We start from the raw sequence: 15,659 nt of genomic DNA, 5'->3' as shown, positions 1-15,659 counted from the left end.
GGTTAGACTGGACACGCCGCTCTTCTTTCTGAGGAACCCCGTGACCACCGCCAATTCTTCCCGTGTCTTCGACGCGCGCCACGTTCAGCTCGCGCGCGCCGCTTTCGCGGCGATCGCGGCGATCATGGTCACCTTCTCGCAGGACCACTCCGCGGGAGTCGGCCTCGCCGTCTTCGGGGGCTTCGCCCTCGCGACGGGCATCGTGCACGTCCTCGCGGCGTGGCTCGTCCAGCCCACCGGCCGGCGCTGGCCCTCGATCATCCTCGCGGCGCTGACGATCGCGGCGGGCATGGTCGCGAGCGTCGGCGATCTGCGCACCTCCACCGGCTTCTTCGCGATCGTCATCACGTGGGCGTTCACGACGGGACTCGTCGAGGCGATCGACGGCTTCGTCGCCCGTCGCGGTCCGCGCGCGCTCAAGCCGGGCGACGTCGCGCCGTGGTCGGACGGCACGCCCGCGGCATCCGTCTCGCCGCTCGCGGCCCGCGAATCCATCGTCGTCGGAATCGCCGGCGTGGCCCTCGCGGTCGCGCTCCTGCTCGTGCCCGCCGAATACGCCCTGCCCTATACGGTCGAAGAGGCGAACGCGTCGTACACCCTCACCGGCATCACGATCGCCGTCGGCCTCTTCGGCGTCTACGCGGCGATCGTCGCGGTCTATCTCGGCATCGCCGGGTTCTCGCCGCGTCGCACGCCGGTGGACGCCGCGAACCGCCCCGAATCGGAGGATCAGTCATGACTGAACGCCCCACTCGTCGTGACCTCATGAAGCCGATTCAGCTCCTCGGCCTCGCATTCGGGTCCGCGCTGTTCGCCGGCGTCGTGACCCTCGTCTCGATGGGCTTCTTCCAGCAGCGCTTCGACGGCCAGTCCGAGCACGCGCTCGTCGTGGCCGCCGTCGTGGCGGGCATCACGTTCGTCGTCGTGCTCGTCGTCGTCGCGCTGCTGCTGCTCGCGATCGATCCCGCCCAGATCACCAAGACGGTCGACCGCGCCGTCCTGCTGCCCGAAGAAGAGCAGGACGACGACGCGAAGAGCTAGTTCAGCTCGTCGACGAGGCGCGAGGCGATGCCGGTGTAGCCGGCCGGTGTCAGCGCGATCAGGCGCTCCTTCGCCGCGTCGCCGATGTCGAGGCCGCGCACGAACTCCGCCAGCTCGACCGCGCCCACCCGGCGGCCCCGCGTGAGGTCCTTCAGGAGGGCGTACGGGTCGGTGATCTGCGAGCGCCCGGCCGCGATCTCGGCGCGCACGACGGTCTGGATCGCTTCGGCGAGGACCTCCCAGTTCGCGTCGAGGTCCGCGTCGAGAACGGGCTGCGCGAGGGAGATCTCCCCGAGGCCGCGCAGCAGGTTGTCCAGCGCGAGCAGCGAGTGGCCGAACGCGACGCCGATGTTGCGCTGCGTCGTCGAGTCGGTGAGATCGCGCTGCAGGCGTGAGGTCACGAGGGTCTGCGCGAGAGTCTGGAACAGCCCGCCGGCGATCTCCAGGTTCGCCTCGGCGTTCTCGAACCGGATCGGGTTGATCTTGTGCGGCATCGTCGACGACCCCGTCGCACCGGCGACCGGGATCTGCGAGAAGAAGCCCAGCGAGATGTACGTCCACACGTCGGTCGCGAGGTTGTGCAGGATGCCGCCGGCGTGGCGCGCCCTGTCGTAGAGCTCGACCTGCCAGTCGTGCGACTCGATCTGGGTCGTCAGCACGTTGAACCCGATGCCGAGTCCCTCGATGAACGAACGCGAGATCTCGACCCAGTCGGCGTCGGGCTCGGCGGCGAGATGCGCCGACCACGTGCCCGTCGCGCCGGAGAACTTCGCGAGGTACTCGCCGCCCTCGATCTGGCGGGCGACGCGCTCGAGGCGCCACGCGAACACGGCGAGCTCCTTGCCCATCGTCGACGGCGTCGCCGGCTGACCGTGGGTGCGGGACAGCATCGCGGCATCCCGGTGCTCGATCGCCAGTTCTCCGAGCCGCGCGATGACGTCGCGCAGCTTGGGCAGCCACACGTTGACGACGGCACGCTGCACCGTGAGGGCGTACGAGGCGGAGTTGATGTCCTCGCTCGTGCACGCGAAGTGCGTGAGCTCGGCGATCGCGTCGAGTCCCAGCGTCGACAGGCGATCGCGCACGAGATACTCGACGGCCTTGACGTCGTGGCGGGTGACGGCCTCCTTCTCGGCCAGCCAGTCGATCTCGGCCTGCCCGAACTCGAGGTACAGCGCGCGCAGCCGCGCCTTGTCGTCGTCCGGCAGTGGCGACGTGCCGAAGAGCGACCGGTCGGTGAGGGCGATGAGCCACTCCACCTCGACCTCGACGCGGGCGCGGTTCAAGCCGGCCTCGGACAGGTAGTCGGCGAGCCCCGTGACGGCGGCGCGGTAGCGGCCGTCGAGGGGGCTGAGCGGCTGGGGAGGCAGAGAGGTCACGGGTCTCCCGTCGGCGACAGCGCGGACGTCAGACGGCCGGGCGGATCGCGGGTTCGAGCTGCCGGAAGAGCGCCCGGCTCGCAGTCTCGATCATACCGAGCACGTCATCGAACATTCCGGCGCTGGCGTAGTAGGGGTCGGGCACGTCCATGACGTGCGGCGACGAATCGAACGACATCAGCAGCGCGATCTTGTCGGTGTCGGCCTCGCAGCGCGCCCACCCCCGCAGGATCCGCTCGTGCGAACGATCCAGCGCGACGATGAGGTCGCTGCGTTCGAAGTCGGTGTGCGCGAACTGCCGCGCGCGGTGCCGCGCGCCGTCGTAGCCGCGGCGCTCGAGGGCCGCCAGAGTGCGGTGATCGGCGCGCTCGCCCACGTGCCAGTCGCCCGTGCCGGCGCTCGCAGAGCCGACGCGGGCGCCCAGGCCCGCGGCATCCGCGAATCGTCGGAAGACGACTTCGGCCATGGGGGAGCGGCAGATGTTGCCGGTGCAGACGAAGACGACGCGGAAGGGATCCACGGCGGTCGCAGTCATGGCCTCCATTGTGGCGTGCCGTCCGCGCGCACGCATCATCCGATTCGACGACGGATGTTCCGCCGCAGGGTCTTCCGCGCGGATGCCGCTTCCCCTAGCGTTACCCCTGAAAACCGCTCCCCGCGTCTCTGCTGGAGGTTGCCGTGCGTCGTCTTTCCGCCCTCATCGCCGCTGTCGCACTCGTGCTGGTCGGCTCCGCCCCCGCGTCGGCCGCGCCGCCGCCCGAACTCGTCATCAACGAGTTCTCGGCATCGACGGCCGGCGCCGACGTCGAATACGTCGAGCTGCTGGTTCCCGCGGGCGTCGACCTCGTCGGCTACGCGCTGCTGGGCGTCGAGGGCGACGCTCCGGCCACGGGCGTCGTCGACAACGTCATCACGTTCCCCGCTCCGGATGCCGCGGGCCGGTCGCTCGCCGAACTCGCGGCCAACACGCTCGAGAACGGCAGCCTGAGCCTGCTGCTCGTGACAGGGACGATCCCGGCGGTCGGCACCGACATTGACGCCGACGACGACGGCGTCATCGACGACGGGTTCGGATTCGAGGTCGTCGACGCCGTCGCCGTGCACGACGGCGGCGCGACCGACCTGACCTACGGCGGTGTGACGCTCGGCGTCGCGTACGACGGTCTCGCCTTCGCTCCCGGAGGGGCGTCGCGCATGCCCGACGGCGCCGCGGACTGGGTGCGCAACGACTTCGATCTCGCCGGCATCCCGGGGTTCACGGGCACTCTCGTGGCCGGTGAGGCCGTCAACACCCCCGGTGCGGCGAACACGACGACGCTCGAGCCGACCGAGCCGGGTCCGGGTGAGGCGGGATGCGACCTCGACGCCGTGACGATCGGGTCGATCCAGGGCGCGGGCTCGGCGACGCCCGTGCCGGGCACGACGGTGCGCGTCGAGGGAACCGTGGTCGGCGACTTCCAGGTCGGCGGGTTCGACGGCTACTACGTGCAGGACGCCGGTGATGCGGACCCCGCGACCTCGGACGGCATCTTCGTCTACGCTCCCGGCGGTGCCGACGTCGCGGCGGGCGACGTCGTGAGCGTCGCGGGCGTCGCCGACGAGGCGTTCGGGATGACGCAGATCACGGCCGGCGGCATCGAGGTGTGCGGCACGGCCGAGCTGCCGGCGGCGACGCCGCTCACGCTCCCCGCGACGCCCGAGCAGCGCGAAGCCCTCGAGGGCATGCGCGTGACGCTGCCGCAGCAGCTCGCGATCGGCGAGCACTTCGAGTTCGGCCGGTTCGGCACGATCACCCTGACGCTCGGCCGCCAGATGCAGCCGACGCAGCTGTACGACGCCGGCTCACCCGAAGCCGTCGCGCTCGCCGCGCGGAACGCCGCCGAGTCGATCACGGTCGACGACGGCCGCGGCATACAGAACCCCGACCCCGCGATCCACCCGAACGGCGCCGAGTTCACGCTGCAGAACAGCTTCCGGGGCGGCGACCTCGTCGCGAACGTGACGGGCGTGCTCGACTACCGCTTCGACACGTGGGCGGTCCAGCCGACGCAGGGAGCCGACGTCGAGGTCGCGAACCCGCGCCCGCCCGCGCCCGAGGTCGAGGGTGATCTGACGGTCGCCAGCTTCAACGTGCTCAACTACTTCACGACGCTCACGGGTCCCGACGCGCGCGGCGCCGACGACCCGGTCGAATTCGAACGCCAGCAGGCGAAGATCGTCACGGCGCTCGCCGAGATCGACGCCGACGTGTTCGGGCTCGTCGAGATCGAGAACAACGGCACCGCCGTCGCCGCCCTCGCCGCCGCGCTCAACACCCGGCTCGGCGCCGACGTCTACGACCACATCGAGACGGGCGTCATCGGCACCGACGTCATCGCGACGGCGATCCTGTACAAGCCGGCATCGGTCACCCCGGCGGGCGCGTTCCAGCTCATGGACCAGTCCCAGGACTCGCGCTGGCTCGACGACTTCAACAGGCCCGGCCTCACGCAGAGCTTCACCGACGCGCACGGTGCATCCTTCACGGTCGTCGTGAACCATCTGAAGTCGAAGGGCTCGACCTGCGCCGCCGTCGGCGATCCGACCGATCCGAACGGGCAGGGCAACTGCAACGGCGTGCGCACGCAGGCGGCCGCGGCGCTCGCCGACTGGCTCGCGACCGATCCGACCGGTCAGGGCGCGGGGCGCGAGCTGATCCTCGGCGACCTGAACGCCTACGCGCAGGAAGACCCCCTGCAGGTGCTCTACGGCGCGGGCTATAGCGACGTCGTCGGAGGTGACAGCTACACGTACGTGTTCGACGGGCAGCTCGGCTCGCTCGACCACGCGCTGGCCGGCAGCGACATCGTCGACGAGGTCGCCGGCGCCGCCGTGTGGAACGTCAACGCCGACGAGCCGAGCCTCATCGACTACGACATGACGTTCAAGGCCGACGCGCAGGATGCCCTGTATGCACCGGACGTCTACCGCTCGAGCGACCACGACCCCGTCGTCGTGGGGCTCGACCTCGAGGCGCCTGACACGACAGCGCCGAGCATCACGGTCACGCCGTCGCAGCGGTGGATCGTCCTGCCGATCGGCGACCGCCGTGTCGACATGACGGTGCGCGCGACCGACGACAGCGGCGACGTCACGGTGACGCTCACCTCGGCGACGGCGACCGGCGCCAAGAGGGCGGCGATCACCACGCTCAGCGACACGTCGTTCCGCGTCCGCGCCGTGAACGACGCCGTCTACACGTTCACCTATACGGCCACGGATGCCGCGGGCAACAGCTCGACCGCCACGGCGAAGGTCTACGTGGGAACCGCGATCTTCCGCCGCTGACCCGGTTCCTCCCCAGCCGGGGCAACAGCCCGGGAGTGCACGGATGCCGGTGGGCGCCGGTCGTGCGATGAGTGACGCGCCGATCATGGCTGGGTGACGCAGCTCGACATCATCATCCGGGAGCTCGACGCGCTGGCCCGCCGGTTCGTCGACGCCGCACAGCACGCGCGCACCCTCTCGGGCCTCACCGACTGGCAGTCGAGCGCGGCGACGGCGTTCCACGAGCGCGCCGAACGCTGGGCCGGCGACGTCGCGAGCCTGGCGGCGCTCGCCGACACGGCGAGAGCCGCGGCGGTCCACGCTCGCGCGCTCGAGTGGGCGCGCCTCGATCGAGGCCCGCTGTGACAGGCGAGCTCGACATCCGCGGCGGTGGTGCCGTCGCCGTCGACACCGAGACGCTGCGTGCGACGGCGGCACGGTTCGTCGGTGCCCGCGTCGAGCTCGATGAGCTGGCGGCACGCCTCGGTGCGGTGCAGAACATGCTGTTCGCCGAGCGTCATGCCGGGGCTCAGAGTGCGGCATCCGTGCTGTCGAGGCGGCTCTTGCACGTGCAGTTCGATGCCGACGCGATCGCCGAGCAACTGCGGGCGGCCGCGGCGATCTACGAGCTCGTCGACCTCGATGCGCAGCACGCGGCAGCCGTCGCGACGGGGGACGAGGCCGCGCTGGACCGGATCGCCCGCCGTCGCGCCGCGCTCGGGGCGGAGTACTCCGGCATCGGCGAGCAGGCGTCGCTGCTCGCGTTCGAGCGCGCGATCATGTGGCCGTCCGAGCTCGTACGCCAGGCCACCGAGACGGGCTTCGATCTGGGCGGCATCTTCAGCGCTCCCGCTGCCGTCGTCGGAGGAGTCGTCGGCGGGCTCGGCACGATCCTCGGAGCGGGCGTCGTCGGGTTCAGCCGCTGGGGGCAGATCGGCCGGCATGAGCGACTCGCTCCCGCGCGAGACGCGGTCACGGTGGAGCGCGTGTCCACCGGCACGACGACGGCTCCGGCGAGCCTCGCTGCTGCGGCATCCCGCATGCCCGGCGACGGTGCGACGCGCGTGCGGGTCGAGCGGTACGCCATGCCGGGCGGATCGGCGCAGTACGCCGTCTACGTGTCGGGCACGAAGTCGGCCGGCGCCGGGGGGCCGGAGGCGTGGGATGCGCGGTCGAACGTCGACCTCGCGGCGAAACGGGCGTCGGCCTCCTACGAGGCGACCCTCGCCGCGCTCGAATCCGCCGGAGCGCGCCCCGGCGACACGGTGCACGCCTTCGGGCATTCGCAGGGCGCCATGATCACGTCGCACCTCGCTCTCGAGGGAGGGTACGACACGCGCACGCTCGTCTCGTTCGGCTCTCCCGTCGAGGCCGATGTGGGGCACCGCACGCTGAGCGTCGCGCTGCGCCACACCGATGACCCGATCGCCGGGCTCGCCGGCGGCGGCAGTATGGCGCCTGTCGGGGCTCCCGGCAGCTTCGTCGTCGAACGCTCGACCGACCCGACGCCCGATGTGATCGACGCCGCGACGCCGTCGCACGGCATGAGGTACTACGCCGAGACGGCGGCGATGGTCGACGCGTCGACGGATCCGCGCGTCGAGGCCGTGCGTGCCGTCTTCGCCGAACTCGGCACGGCCGAGCGGGTCGACGTCGTCGAGTTCGGTGCGGAACGCGCCGTCAGTCCCGCCGCTTCTGCTGGGGGCGCAGCAGGATTCCGAAGAGCCAGTTGATGAGCGAGATGAGGATCGCCGCGAGCACACCCCACCAGAAGCTCTCTACCCGCAGGCCCCAGTCCCAGAACGACGTGATCCACCCCGTCAGCCAGAGGAGGAAGGCGTTGATGATGAGCCCGATGAGTCCGAGGGTCAGGACATAGAGGGGAAAGGCGAGCACTTTGATGACCGTGCCGATGATCGTGTTGACGATCGCGAAGATCGCCGCGACGAGCAGCAGGGTCAGGACGAGCTGGAGCGTCTCGCCGGGAGGGAACGCGATGACGCTGACCTGCAACGCGGGGATGAGCGTCACGATCCAGATGGCGAACGCATTGATGACGACGCGGATGATGAAGCGCATACCCGGCAGTCTCGCACGCGCTCCACCCGCGCGAGCGAGAACAGCGCTGCCGCCCGGTTCCGAAATGGTATCAACGGCCGACTGACGCGGCATCCGCTCTCGCTCGTAGACTCTGCATCGTGACCGAAGCCTCCGACCTCCCCATCCGCGTCCGTGCCGAGATCGCCGCCCTGCCGCCGTACAAGCAGGGCCGGCAGGCCGGTGGCGAAGCGTTCAAGCTGTCGAGCAACGAGAACCCGTTCGACCCGTTGCCGGGCGTGCTCGAGGCCGTGCAGTCCGCGACCTCGCTCAACCGCTACCCCGACGCGTCGGCGGCGCGTCTGCGTGAGCGCATCGCCGAGCGCTTCGGCGTCGGGCCGGACTCCGTCCACATCGGCGCCGGCAGCGTGTCGATCCTCGCCCAGCTCGTGCAGGCGACGTCGGGTCCCGGCGACGAGGTCGTCTACGCGTGGCGCTCGTTCGAGGCCTACCCGTGGCTCGCCGTCGTGGCGGGGGCGACCGCCGTGCAGGTGCCGTTGACCGCCGATGCGCGCCACGACCTGCCGGCGATGGCCGCCGCGATCACCGACCGCACGCGGGCCATCATCGTGTGCAGCCCCAACAACCCCACGGGCCCCATCGTGACCCAGGCGGAGTTCGACGCGTTCGTCGCGCAGGTGCCCGCCGACGTGCTCGTGGTCCTCGATGAGGCGTACGCCGAGTTCGTGACCGACCCCGACGCCGTCGACGGCGAGCGCGTCCTTCGGGCCGCCGACCGCCCGAACGTCGTCGTGCTGCGGACGTTCTCGAAGGCGTTCGGTCTCGCGGGTCTGCGCGTCGGCTACGCCGTGGGGCACCCGCGCATCCTCGATGCGGCACGGAGCACCGCCATCCCCCTGTCGGTCACGAACCACGCCGAGGAAGCCGCGCTCGCGAGCCTCGACGCCGAGGCGGACCTGCTCGAGCGTGTGCGCACGATCGCCGAGCGTCGCGATCGCCTCGCGGCGGCGCTCCGCGACACGGGCTGGGCCGTCCCGCAGGCGCAGGGCAATTTCGTCTGGCTGCCTGCGGGCGACGAGACGCTCGCGATCGCCGAGGCGTTCGACGCGGCCGGACTCATCGTGCGACCCTTCGCGGGCGACGGGATCCGTATCTCGGTCGGCGAGGAAGCCTCTGTCGAGAACGTCCTACGGATTGCGGCATCCGTTGTGAAGGACCTCCCAGAAGGGCACTCGGGCCGGTCGATAGCGTAGAACGATGACGACGCCCCTCAGCGAGGAGTCCGAGGTCGTCCGCGTTCTCGCGGCCGACGGAACGTTCGCCCCGACCGCCGCCGCCGAACCGTACCTGGCGCTCATCGACGCGCTCCCCGAGACAGAGCTCGAGCGTCTCTACCGCGACATGGCGGTCATCCGCGCCTTCGACCGGCAGGCGACGAACCTGCAGCGTCAGGGGCAGCTCGCCCTGTGGCCTCCGAGCTTCGGGCAAGAGGCCGCACAGGTCGGCTCGGCGCGCGCGGCCAGGCCGCACGACCACCTCTTCCCGTCCTACCGCGAGCACGTCGTGACCAAGATCCGCGGCGTCGACCCGATCGACATCATCCGCCTCATGCGCGGCGTGACGCACGGCGGGTGGGACCCGACGGATCCTGCGAACGGCAACACCCACATCTACACGCTCGTGCTCGGTGCGCAGACGCTGCACGCGACGGGCTTCGGCATGGGACTCGTCTTCGACGGCCGCTGCGGCACGGGCGATCCCGACCGTGACGAGGCCGTCCTCGTCTACTACGGCGACGGCGCCTCGAGTCAGGGCGACGTGCACGAGGCGATGGTGTTCGCCGCGAGCTATCGCACTCCCGAGGTGTTCTTCCTGCAGAACAACCAGTGGGCGATCTCGGTGCCCGTCTCGACGCAGTCGCGCGTTCCGCTCGTGCGCCGCGGCCACGGCTACGGCATCCCGAGCATCCAGATCGACGGCAACGACGTCCTCGCGAGCTACGCCGTCACCCGCACGGCACTCGATGAGGCGCGCAGGGGCGCCGGTCCCCGAGTGATCGAGGCGCTGACCTACCGCATGGGCGCGCACACGACGAGCGATGACCCCACGAAGTACCGCACGTCCGAGCAGGAGCAGTCCTGGGCCGAGCGCGACCCGATCGCGCGGATGCGCACGTATCTCGAGGGCCGGGGTGCATCGAGCGCCTTCTTCGCCGACGTCGACGCCGAAGCCGAGGCGACGGCCGACGACATCCGGGTGCGCACGACCGAGCTGGGCAGCATCCCGAACGACGTGATGTTCTCGCACGTCTACAGCGCGCAGCATCCGCTCATCGACGAGCAGCGGGCGTGGCTGGCCGATTACGAGGCATCGTTCGAGGAGGCCGGCGCATGAGCGAGACGACCACCATGGCGTTCAGCCGCGCCCTCAATGCGGGACTGCGCGCAGCGCTCGCCGACAGCGACCGCGTGCTGCTGATGGGCGAGGATATCGGTCCGCTCGGCGGCGTCTTCCGCGTCACCGAGGGGCTGCAGGCCGAGTTCGGCGACCGCCGCGTGATCGACACGCCGCTGGCCGAGTCCGGCATCGTCGGCACGGCGATCGGCCTCGCGATGGCGGGCTTCCGGCCCGTGTGCGAGATCCAGTTCGACGGTTTCGTGTTCCCCGCGTTCGATCAGATCACGTCGCAGCTCGCGAAGATCACGAACCGGCACGAGGGCGCGATGTCGTTCCCCGTCGTCATCCGCATCCCGTACGGCGGGCACATCGGCGCCGTCGAGCACCACCAGGAGAGCCCCGAGGCGTACTTCACCCACACGCCCGGCCTGCGGGTCGTGAGCCCGTCGACGCCGAACGACGCGTACTGGATGATCCAGGATGCGATCGACTCGCCCGACCCCGTCATCTTCCTCGAACCGAAGGCGAAGTACTGGCAGAAGGGCGAGGTCGACACGACGACCCGCCCGCTGCCGCTGCACGCGTCGCGGCTCGTGCGCCCCGGCACCGACGTCACGCTCGTCGGGCACGGCGCGATGGTGACGACGCTGCTGCAGGCGGCGGCGCTCGCCGAGTCCGAGGGCACGTCGTGCGAGGTGATCGATCTGCGCTCGCTGTCGCCGATCGACTACGGCCCGATCCTGGACTCCGTGCGCCGCACCGGCCGCATGGTCTACGCGCAGGAGGCGCCGGGCTTCACGTCGCTCGGCTCCGAAGTGGCGGCGACCGTCATGGAGCGGGCGTTCTACGCGCTCGAGGCGCCCGTGCTGCGGGTGTCGGGCTTCGACACGCCCTTCCCGCCCGCGAAGCTCGAGGCCACGTACCTGCCCGACGCCGACCGCATCCTCGAGGCCGTCGACCGCGCCCTCGCCTACTGACCCCCACCCATGACCGCGAGACTGCACCGGGAGGCCGAGACAGCGGGTGAACCCCGCAGTCTCGGCGCTCCGTTGCAGTCTCGCGGGTTCGGAGAGGAATGAGCATGAGCATGCAGACCTTCACGCTGCCCGACGTGGGCGAGGGACTGACCGAGGCCGAGATCGTCTCGTGGCGCGTCGCGCCGGGCGACACGGTCGCCGTCAACGACGTCATCGTCGAGATCGAGACGGCGAAGTCGCTCGTCGAGCTGCCGTCGCCGTTCGCCGGCACGGTCGGCGACCTGCTCGCGGCCGAGGGCGCGACGGTCGAGGTCGGCGCCGCGATCATCACGATCACGGATGCTGCGACCCCGCCCGCACCGCCGGCGGCGGCGCCGTCCCCCGCAGACGACGGCGGCTCGGTCCTCGTCGGGTACGGGACCGGCGGCGAGGTGACGTCGCGGCGCAAGAAGCCCGCCGACCAGGCGAAGCGCATCGAGGCGTCGACCGGGGTCGTGGCGAGGCCGCCGATCCGCAAGCTCGCGCGCGATCTCGACGTCGACCTGTCGACCGTCACGGCGACGGGCCCCGCCGGAGAGGTGACGCGCGACGACGTCGTGACCCACGCGTCGCAGGCCTCGGTGTTCCGCAACATCGCGACGCCCGAGCGCAGCGCCGTGCGCGAAGAGACGATCGCCGTCGGCGACGACGGCGCCGGCCGCGAGGAGACGATCGCCGTCAAGGGCGTCCGCAAGGCGACGGCGTCGGGCATGGTCCGGTCGGCGTACACGGCGCCGCACGTCTCGGTGTGGACCGACGTCGATGCGACCCGCACGATGGAACTGGTCAAGCGGCTCAAGGCCTCGCCCGACTTCGCCGACGTCAAGGTCTCGCCGCTGCTGATCATGGCGCGCGCCGTCATCTGGGCCGTCCGCCGCACGCCCATGGTCAACGCGGCGTGGGTCGAGGTCGACGGCGGCGCCGAGATCCGCGTGCGTCACTACGTCAACCTCGGGATCGCCGCCGCGACGCCGCGGGGCCTGCTCGTGCCGAACATCAAAGATGCGCAGGACCTCAACCTGCGCCAGCTCGCCCGCGCCCTCGAGAAGCTCACCGCGACGGCGCGCGAGGGTCGCGCCACTCCTGCCGATCAGCAGCACGGCACGATCACGATCACGAACATCGGCGTGTTCGGAATGGATGCCGGCACCCCGATCATCAACCCCGGTGAGGCCGGGATCGTGGCCCTCGGCACGATCCGGCAGAAGCCGTGGGTCGTGGACGGCGAGGTCCGCCCGCGCTGGGTCACGACGGTCGCGGGGTCCTTCGATCACCGTGTCGTCGACGGCGACGGCATGTCGCGTTTCATCGCCGATGTCGCCTCGGTGCTCGAGGAGCCCGCGCTGCTGCTCGATTGAGGCCGCGCGGCCGCACCCGTGTTGAGAACGATTCTCATTAGCTGTTAGAGTCTGCGAGTGACTTCGACGCGACGCATCCTGACCGCTGTGGCCCTGACCGCCACCCTCGCCCTCGCGGGCTGTTCGACCGGCGCCGAGGCCGAGGACGGTCGCATCTCGGTCGTCGCCTCGACGAACGTCTACGGGCAGATCGTCGAGGCGATCGGCGGCGACGCCGTGAGCGTCGTGTCGATCGTGTCGTCGGCCTCGCAGGATCCGCACTCGTTCGAGGCGAGCGCGCGCGACCAGCTCTCGGTGTCGCGCGCCGATCTCGTCGTGATGAACGGCGGCGGGTACGACGCGTTCATGGACGCCCTCGTCGACGGGGCGGGAGCTGTCCGGCCCGTCGTGCCCGCCGTCGAGTTCTCCGAGGCGACGCCCCCCGCCGACCACGGCGACCACGACCACGACCACGGCGACGACGACCACGATCACGACCACGACCACGACCACTCGGTCAACGAGCACGTCTGGTACGACCCGCACGTCATGGCGCACCTGGCCGAGGCCATCTCGATGGAGCTGAGCGCGCTCGATCCCGACAACGCCGACGCGTTCGCGGCGAACCTGGCCGAGTTCACGAACGGCATCGACGAGATCGAGTCGACGCTCGGGACGCTGTCGACCGAATTCGGCGGCGCCGAGATCTTCGTGACCGAGCCCGTCTCGCTGTACCTGACCGAGGCGGCCGGCCTCGTCAACATCGCACCCGACGACTTCACGCACGCCGTCGAAGACGGGCGCGATGTGCCCGCGGCGACGCTGCTGGCTGCGACGAAGCTCCTGCAGACCGGGCAGGTCGCCGCCGTCGTGGTCAACCGCCAGACCGGCGGGGCCGAGACGACCGCGATCACCGACGACGCCGCGTCGCTCGGCATCCCGGTCGTGGAGTTCAGCGAGACGCTGCCCGAGGGCCAGACGTACCTCGAGTGGATGCAGGCCAACGTCACCCTGCTCGGCGAGGCGCTGCGCGGATGACCCACCCGCTCGTCATCCGCGACGCGTCGCTGCACCGCGGCGACCGTGAACTGTGGTCGGGTCTCGACCTCGACGTCGCGCCCGGCGAGCTCATCGCGGTGCTCGGGCCGAGCGGAACCGGCAAGACGACCCTCCTGCGCGCCATCCTCGGGCTCGAGCCGCTCAGCGGCGGTGGGATCGAGGTGTTCGGCCAGCGCGTGCACCACCGCGGCAACCGCGGCGTCGGATACATCCCGCAGCAGCGACCGCTGCCGCCCGAGACGTCGCTGCGTGGCCGCGACCTCGTCGCCCTCGGCGTCGACGGGCACCGCTTCGGCCTGCCCTTCCCGCGTCGCGGCGATCGCGCGCGCATCGACGCGCTCGTCGACGCCGTCGGCGCGCGCGCGTTCGCCGACCGGCCCGTGGGCCTGCTGTCGGGGGGCGAGCAGCAGCGCCTGCGCGTCGGCCAGGCGCTCGCCGACGATCCGCGACTGCTGTTGTGCGACGAGCCGCTGACGAGTCTGGACCTCGCCAATCAGCAAGCCGTCATCGGGCTCATCGACCGCCACCGCCGCGACGCCGGTGCCGCCGTCCTGCTCGTCACGCACGACATCAACCCGCTCCTGGGCAAGGTGGATCGCATCCTGTACATCGCGAACGGCCGGTTCATGCTCGGCACACCCGGCGAGGTGCTGCGCTCGGACGTGCTCACCGACCTGTACGGCGCACACGTGTTCGTGCTGCGCGCGGGCGACCGGCTCGTCGTCGTCGGGGCCCCCGACGCCGAGAGCGCTCACCACCACCACGACGGAGAGCACGAATGAGCTGGTCCGACATCGCCGACGCCATGTTCGGGGGTCTGGGCGACTACGCCGAGATCCTCGGGCTCGTGTCGAACTCCGTCATCGCGGGCGCCGTCCTCGGCCTCGTCGGAGGTCTTGTCGGAGTCTTCGTCATGCAGCGCGACATGGCCTTCGCCGTGCACGGCATCAGCGAGCTGTCGTTCGCGGGCGCCGCGGCGGCGTTGCTCATCGGCGTCGACGTCGTGACGGGCTCGATCGTCGGATCGGTGCTCGCCGCCGCGATCGTCGGCTGGCTGGGCGCCCGCGCGCGCGACCGCAACTCGATCATCGGCGTGCTCATGCCGTTCGGTCTGGGGCTCGGCATCCTCTTCCTCTCGCTCTACGACGGCCGCAGCGCCAACCGCTTCAGTCTGCTGACGGGTCAGATCGTGTCGGTGCAGACCGGTGAGCTCGGCTGGCTCATCGGCATCAGCGTCTTCGTGCTGGTCGGGATGCTGCTCATCTGGCGGCCCCTGCGCTTCGACTCGCTCGACCCGCAGTCCGCCGCCGCACGCGGAGTGCCGACGACAGCGGTGTCGCTCGCGTTCATGCTGCTGCTGGGCCTCATGGTCGCCGTCGCGGTGCACATCATCGGCGCCCTGCTCGTCATGGCGCTCCTGGTGACTCCCGCCGCCGCCGCGATGCGCGTCGCGACGGGACCCGTCGCGGTGCCCGTGCTCGCCGCCGTCTTCGGCTTCGTCTCGGCCGTGGGCGGCATCCTGCTCGCGATCATGGGCACGCTCCCCGTCAGCCCCTACATCACGACGATCTCGTTCGCGATCTACCTCGTGTGCCGGTTCCGCGGCTCCCGGGCACCGCTCAGAGCCCGCGGGTAGACTCCCCGGCATGGCCCAGCGGAACACGTGGCAGCGCGAGCGCGTGCGCGAAGCCCTCGCCGACACCCCGGGTTTCGTGAGCGCGCAGACGCTGCACGCGACGCTCCGCGAAGACAACACCGGCATCGGCCTGGCGACCGTCTACCGGGCTCTGGCGGGTCTCGCCGCGCAGGGCGAAGCGGATTCGCTGCAGAGCCCCGAGGGCGAAGCCCTCTACCGCGCGTGCACGACGACGGCGCACCATCATCACCTGATCTGCCGTTCGTGCGGACTCACGGTCGAGATCGAGGCGTCCGACGTCGAGCAGTGGGCCCGCCGCACCGCCGAGAGCCACGGCTTCGCCGAGGCCGAGCACGTCGTCGACATCTTCGGGCTGTGCGCGACCTGCGCGCGGTCGCGGACGAGCGAGCGTGTCGCGGGCTGATTTCGC

Annotated in this window: 16 protein-coding genes; 13 read left to right on the top strand and 3 right to left on the bottom strand. The window is 70.8% G+C overall.

The window, feature by feature from the left end:
* Nucleotides 1-40 precede the first annotated feature (40 nt).
* Nucleotides 41-739: an acyl-CoA synthetase gene (locus tag ACFC3F_RS04275; RefSeq protein ID WP_376127029.1), complete on the top strand. Its 699-nt coding sequence runs from the start codon at nucleotides 41-43 to the stop codon at nucleotides 737-739.
* A complete protein-coding gene (locus ACFC3F_RS04270) occupies nucleotides 736-1,041 on the top strand; it encodes an amino acid transporter (protein ID WP_376127028.1) in 306 nt (101 codons plus the stop codon). The genes ACFC3F_RS04275 and ACFC3F_RS04270 overlap by 4 nt, the downstream gene beginning before the upstream one ends.
* On the opposite strand, the gene purB is transcribed toward ACFC3F_RS04270, so the two are convergent.
* Both purB and ACFC3F_RS04260 read right to left on the bottom strand, forming a co-directional pair.
* Nucleotides 1,038-2,420 (bottom strand): adenylosuccinate lyase, encoded by a 1,383-nt coding sequence (gene purB, locus ACFC3F_RS04265; RefSeq protein ID WP_376127026.1) that lies wholly within the window; start codon nucleotides 2,418-2,420, stop codon nucleotides 1,038-1,040. The genes ACFC3F_RS04270 and purB overlap by 4 nt on opposite strands.
* Before the next feature lie 28 nt (nucleotides 2,421-2,448).
* On the bottom strand, nucleotides 2,449-2,955 hold the full coding sequence (locus ACFC3F_RS04260) for a low molecular weight protein-tyrosine-phosphatase (protein WP_376127024.1): 507 nt from the start codon (nucleotides 2,953-2,955) through the stop codon (nucleotides 2,449-2,451).
* Nucleotides 2,956-3,098: 143 nt separating this feature from the next.
* Here ACFC3F_RS04260 and ACFC3F_RS04255 point away from each other — a divergent pair, with 143 nt between their 5' ends.
* The 3 genes from ACFC3F_RS04255 (at nucleotide 3,099) to ACFC3F_RS04245 (ending at nucleotide 7,459) form a co-directional block, all read left to right on the top strand.
* On the top strand, nucleotides 3,099-5,747 hold the full coding sequence (locus ACFC3F_RS04255) for an ExeM/NucH family extracellular endonuclease (protein ID WP_376127022.1): 2,649 nt from the start codon (nucleotides 3,099-3,101) through the stop codon (nucleotides 5,745-5,747).
* 93 nt (nucleotides 5,748-5,840) lie between these two features.
* Complete coding sequence (locus ACFC3F_RS04250; RefSeq protein ID WP_376127020.1) at nucleotides 5,841-6,092, top strand: hypothetical protein; 252 nt, start codon at nucleotides 5,841-5,843, stop codon at nucleotides 6,090-6,092.
* Nucleotides 6,089-7,459 (top strand): hypothetical protein, encoded by a 1,371-nt coding sequence (locus ACFC3F_RS04245; RefSeq protein ID WP_376127018.1) that lies wholly within the window; start codon nucleotides 6,089-6,091, stop codon nucleotides 7,457-7,459. The genes ACFC3F_RS04250 and ACFC3F_RS04245 overlap by 4 nt, the downstream gene beginning before the upstream one ends.
* Here the strand turns inward: ACFC3F_RS04245 and ACFC3F_RS04240 are convergent.
* Nucleotides 7,407-7,805: a phage holin family protein gene (locus ACFC3F_RS04240; protein WP_376127016.1), complete on the bottom strand. Its 399-nt coding sequence runs from the start codon at nucleotides 7,803-7,805 to the stop codon at nucleotides 7,407-7,409. The two genes, ACFC3F_RS04245 and ACFC3F_RS04240, sit on opposite strands and share 53 nt — an antisense overlap.
* Before the next feature lie 119 nt (nucleotides 7,806-7,924).
* Between ACFC3F_RS04240 and hisC the strand changes: the two genes are divergently transcribed.
* The 8 genes from hisC (at nucleotide 7,925) to ACFC3F_RS04200 (ending at nucleotide 15,653) form a co-directional block, all read left to right on the top strand.
* Complete coding sequence (gene hisC, locus ACFC3F_RS04235) at nucleotides 7,925-9,037, top strand: histidinol-phosphate transaminase (RefSeq protein WP_376127014.1); 1,113 nt, start codon at nucleotides 7,925-7,927, stop codon at nucleotides 9,035-9,037.
* Between the two features lie 4 nt (nucleotides 9,038-9,041).
* The gene (locus ACFC3F_RS04230) at nucleotides 9,042-10,178 is read left to right on the top strand and encodes a thiamine pyrophosphate-dependent dehydrogenase E1 component subunit alpha (protein WP_376127012.1); all 1,137 of its coding nucleotides are present in this window, start codon (nucleotides 9,042-9,044) and stop codon (nucleotides 10,176-10,178) included.
* Nucleotides 10,175-11,158, top strand: coding sequence for an alpha-ketoacid dehydrogenase subunit beta (locus ACFC3F_RS04225; RefSeq protein ID WP_376127011.1), 984 nt, complete (start codon nucleotides 10,175-10,177; stop codon nucleotides 11,156-11,158). The genes ACFC3F_RS04230 and ACFC3F_RS04225 overlap by 4 nt, the downstream gene beginning before the upstream one ends.
* Nucleotides 11,159-11,262: 104 nt before the next feature.
* Complete coding sequence (locus ACFC3F_RS04220) at nucleotides 11,263-12,555, top strand: dihydrolipoamide acetyltransferase family protein (protein ID WP_376127009.1); 1,293 nt, start codon at nucleotides 11,263-11,265, stop codon at nucleotides 12,553-12,555.
* Nucleotides 12,556-12,612: 57 nt separating this feature from the next.
* Nucleotides 12,613-13,572, top strand: coding sequence for a metal ABC transporter solute-binding protein, Zn/Mn family (locus tag ACFC3F_RS04215; RefSeq protein ID WP_376127008.1), 960 nt, complete (start codon nucleotides 12,613-12,615; stop codon nucleotides 13,570-13,572).
* Nucleotides 13,569-14,375, top strand: coding sequence for a metal ABC transporter ATP-binding protein (locus ACFC3F_RS04210; RefSeq protein WP_376127006.1), 807 nt, complete (start codon nucleotides 13,569-13,571; stop codon nucleotides 14,373-14,375). Before ACFC3F_RS04215 ends, ACFC3F_RS04210 begins: the two co-directional genes overlap by 4 nt.
* Nucleotides 14,372-15,229 carry a metal ABC transporter permease gene (locus tag ACFC3F_RS04205; protein WP_376127004.1) on the top strand — a complete coding sequence of 286 codons (858 nt, stop codon included), beginning with the start codon at nucleotides 14,372-14,374 and terminating at the stop codon, nucleotides 15,227-15,229. Before ACFC3F_RS04210 ends, ACFC3F_RS04205 begins: the two co-directional genes overlap by 4 nt.
* A 10-nt stretch (nucleotides 15,230-15,239) precedes the next feature.
* On the top strand, nucleotides 15,240-15,653 hold the full coding sequence (locus ACFC3F_RS04200) for a Fur family transcriptional regulator (RefSeq protein ID WP_376127002.1): 414 nt from the start codon (nucleotides 15,240-15,242) through the stop codon (nucleotides 15,651-15,653).
* The last annotated feature ends 6 nt before the right edge of the window (nucleotides 15,654-15,659 follow it).

Source organism: Microbacterium sp. NPDC055910 (assembly GCF_042271185.1).
Classification (GTDB): Bacteria; Actinomycetota; Actinomycetes; order Actinomycetales; family Microbacteriaceae; genus Microbacterium.
The sequence above is the reverse complement of the archived record's forward strand: the minus strand, read 5'-3'. Positions and strand labels throughout refer to the sequence as shown.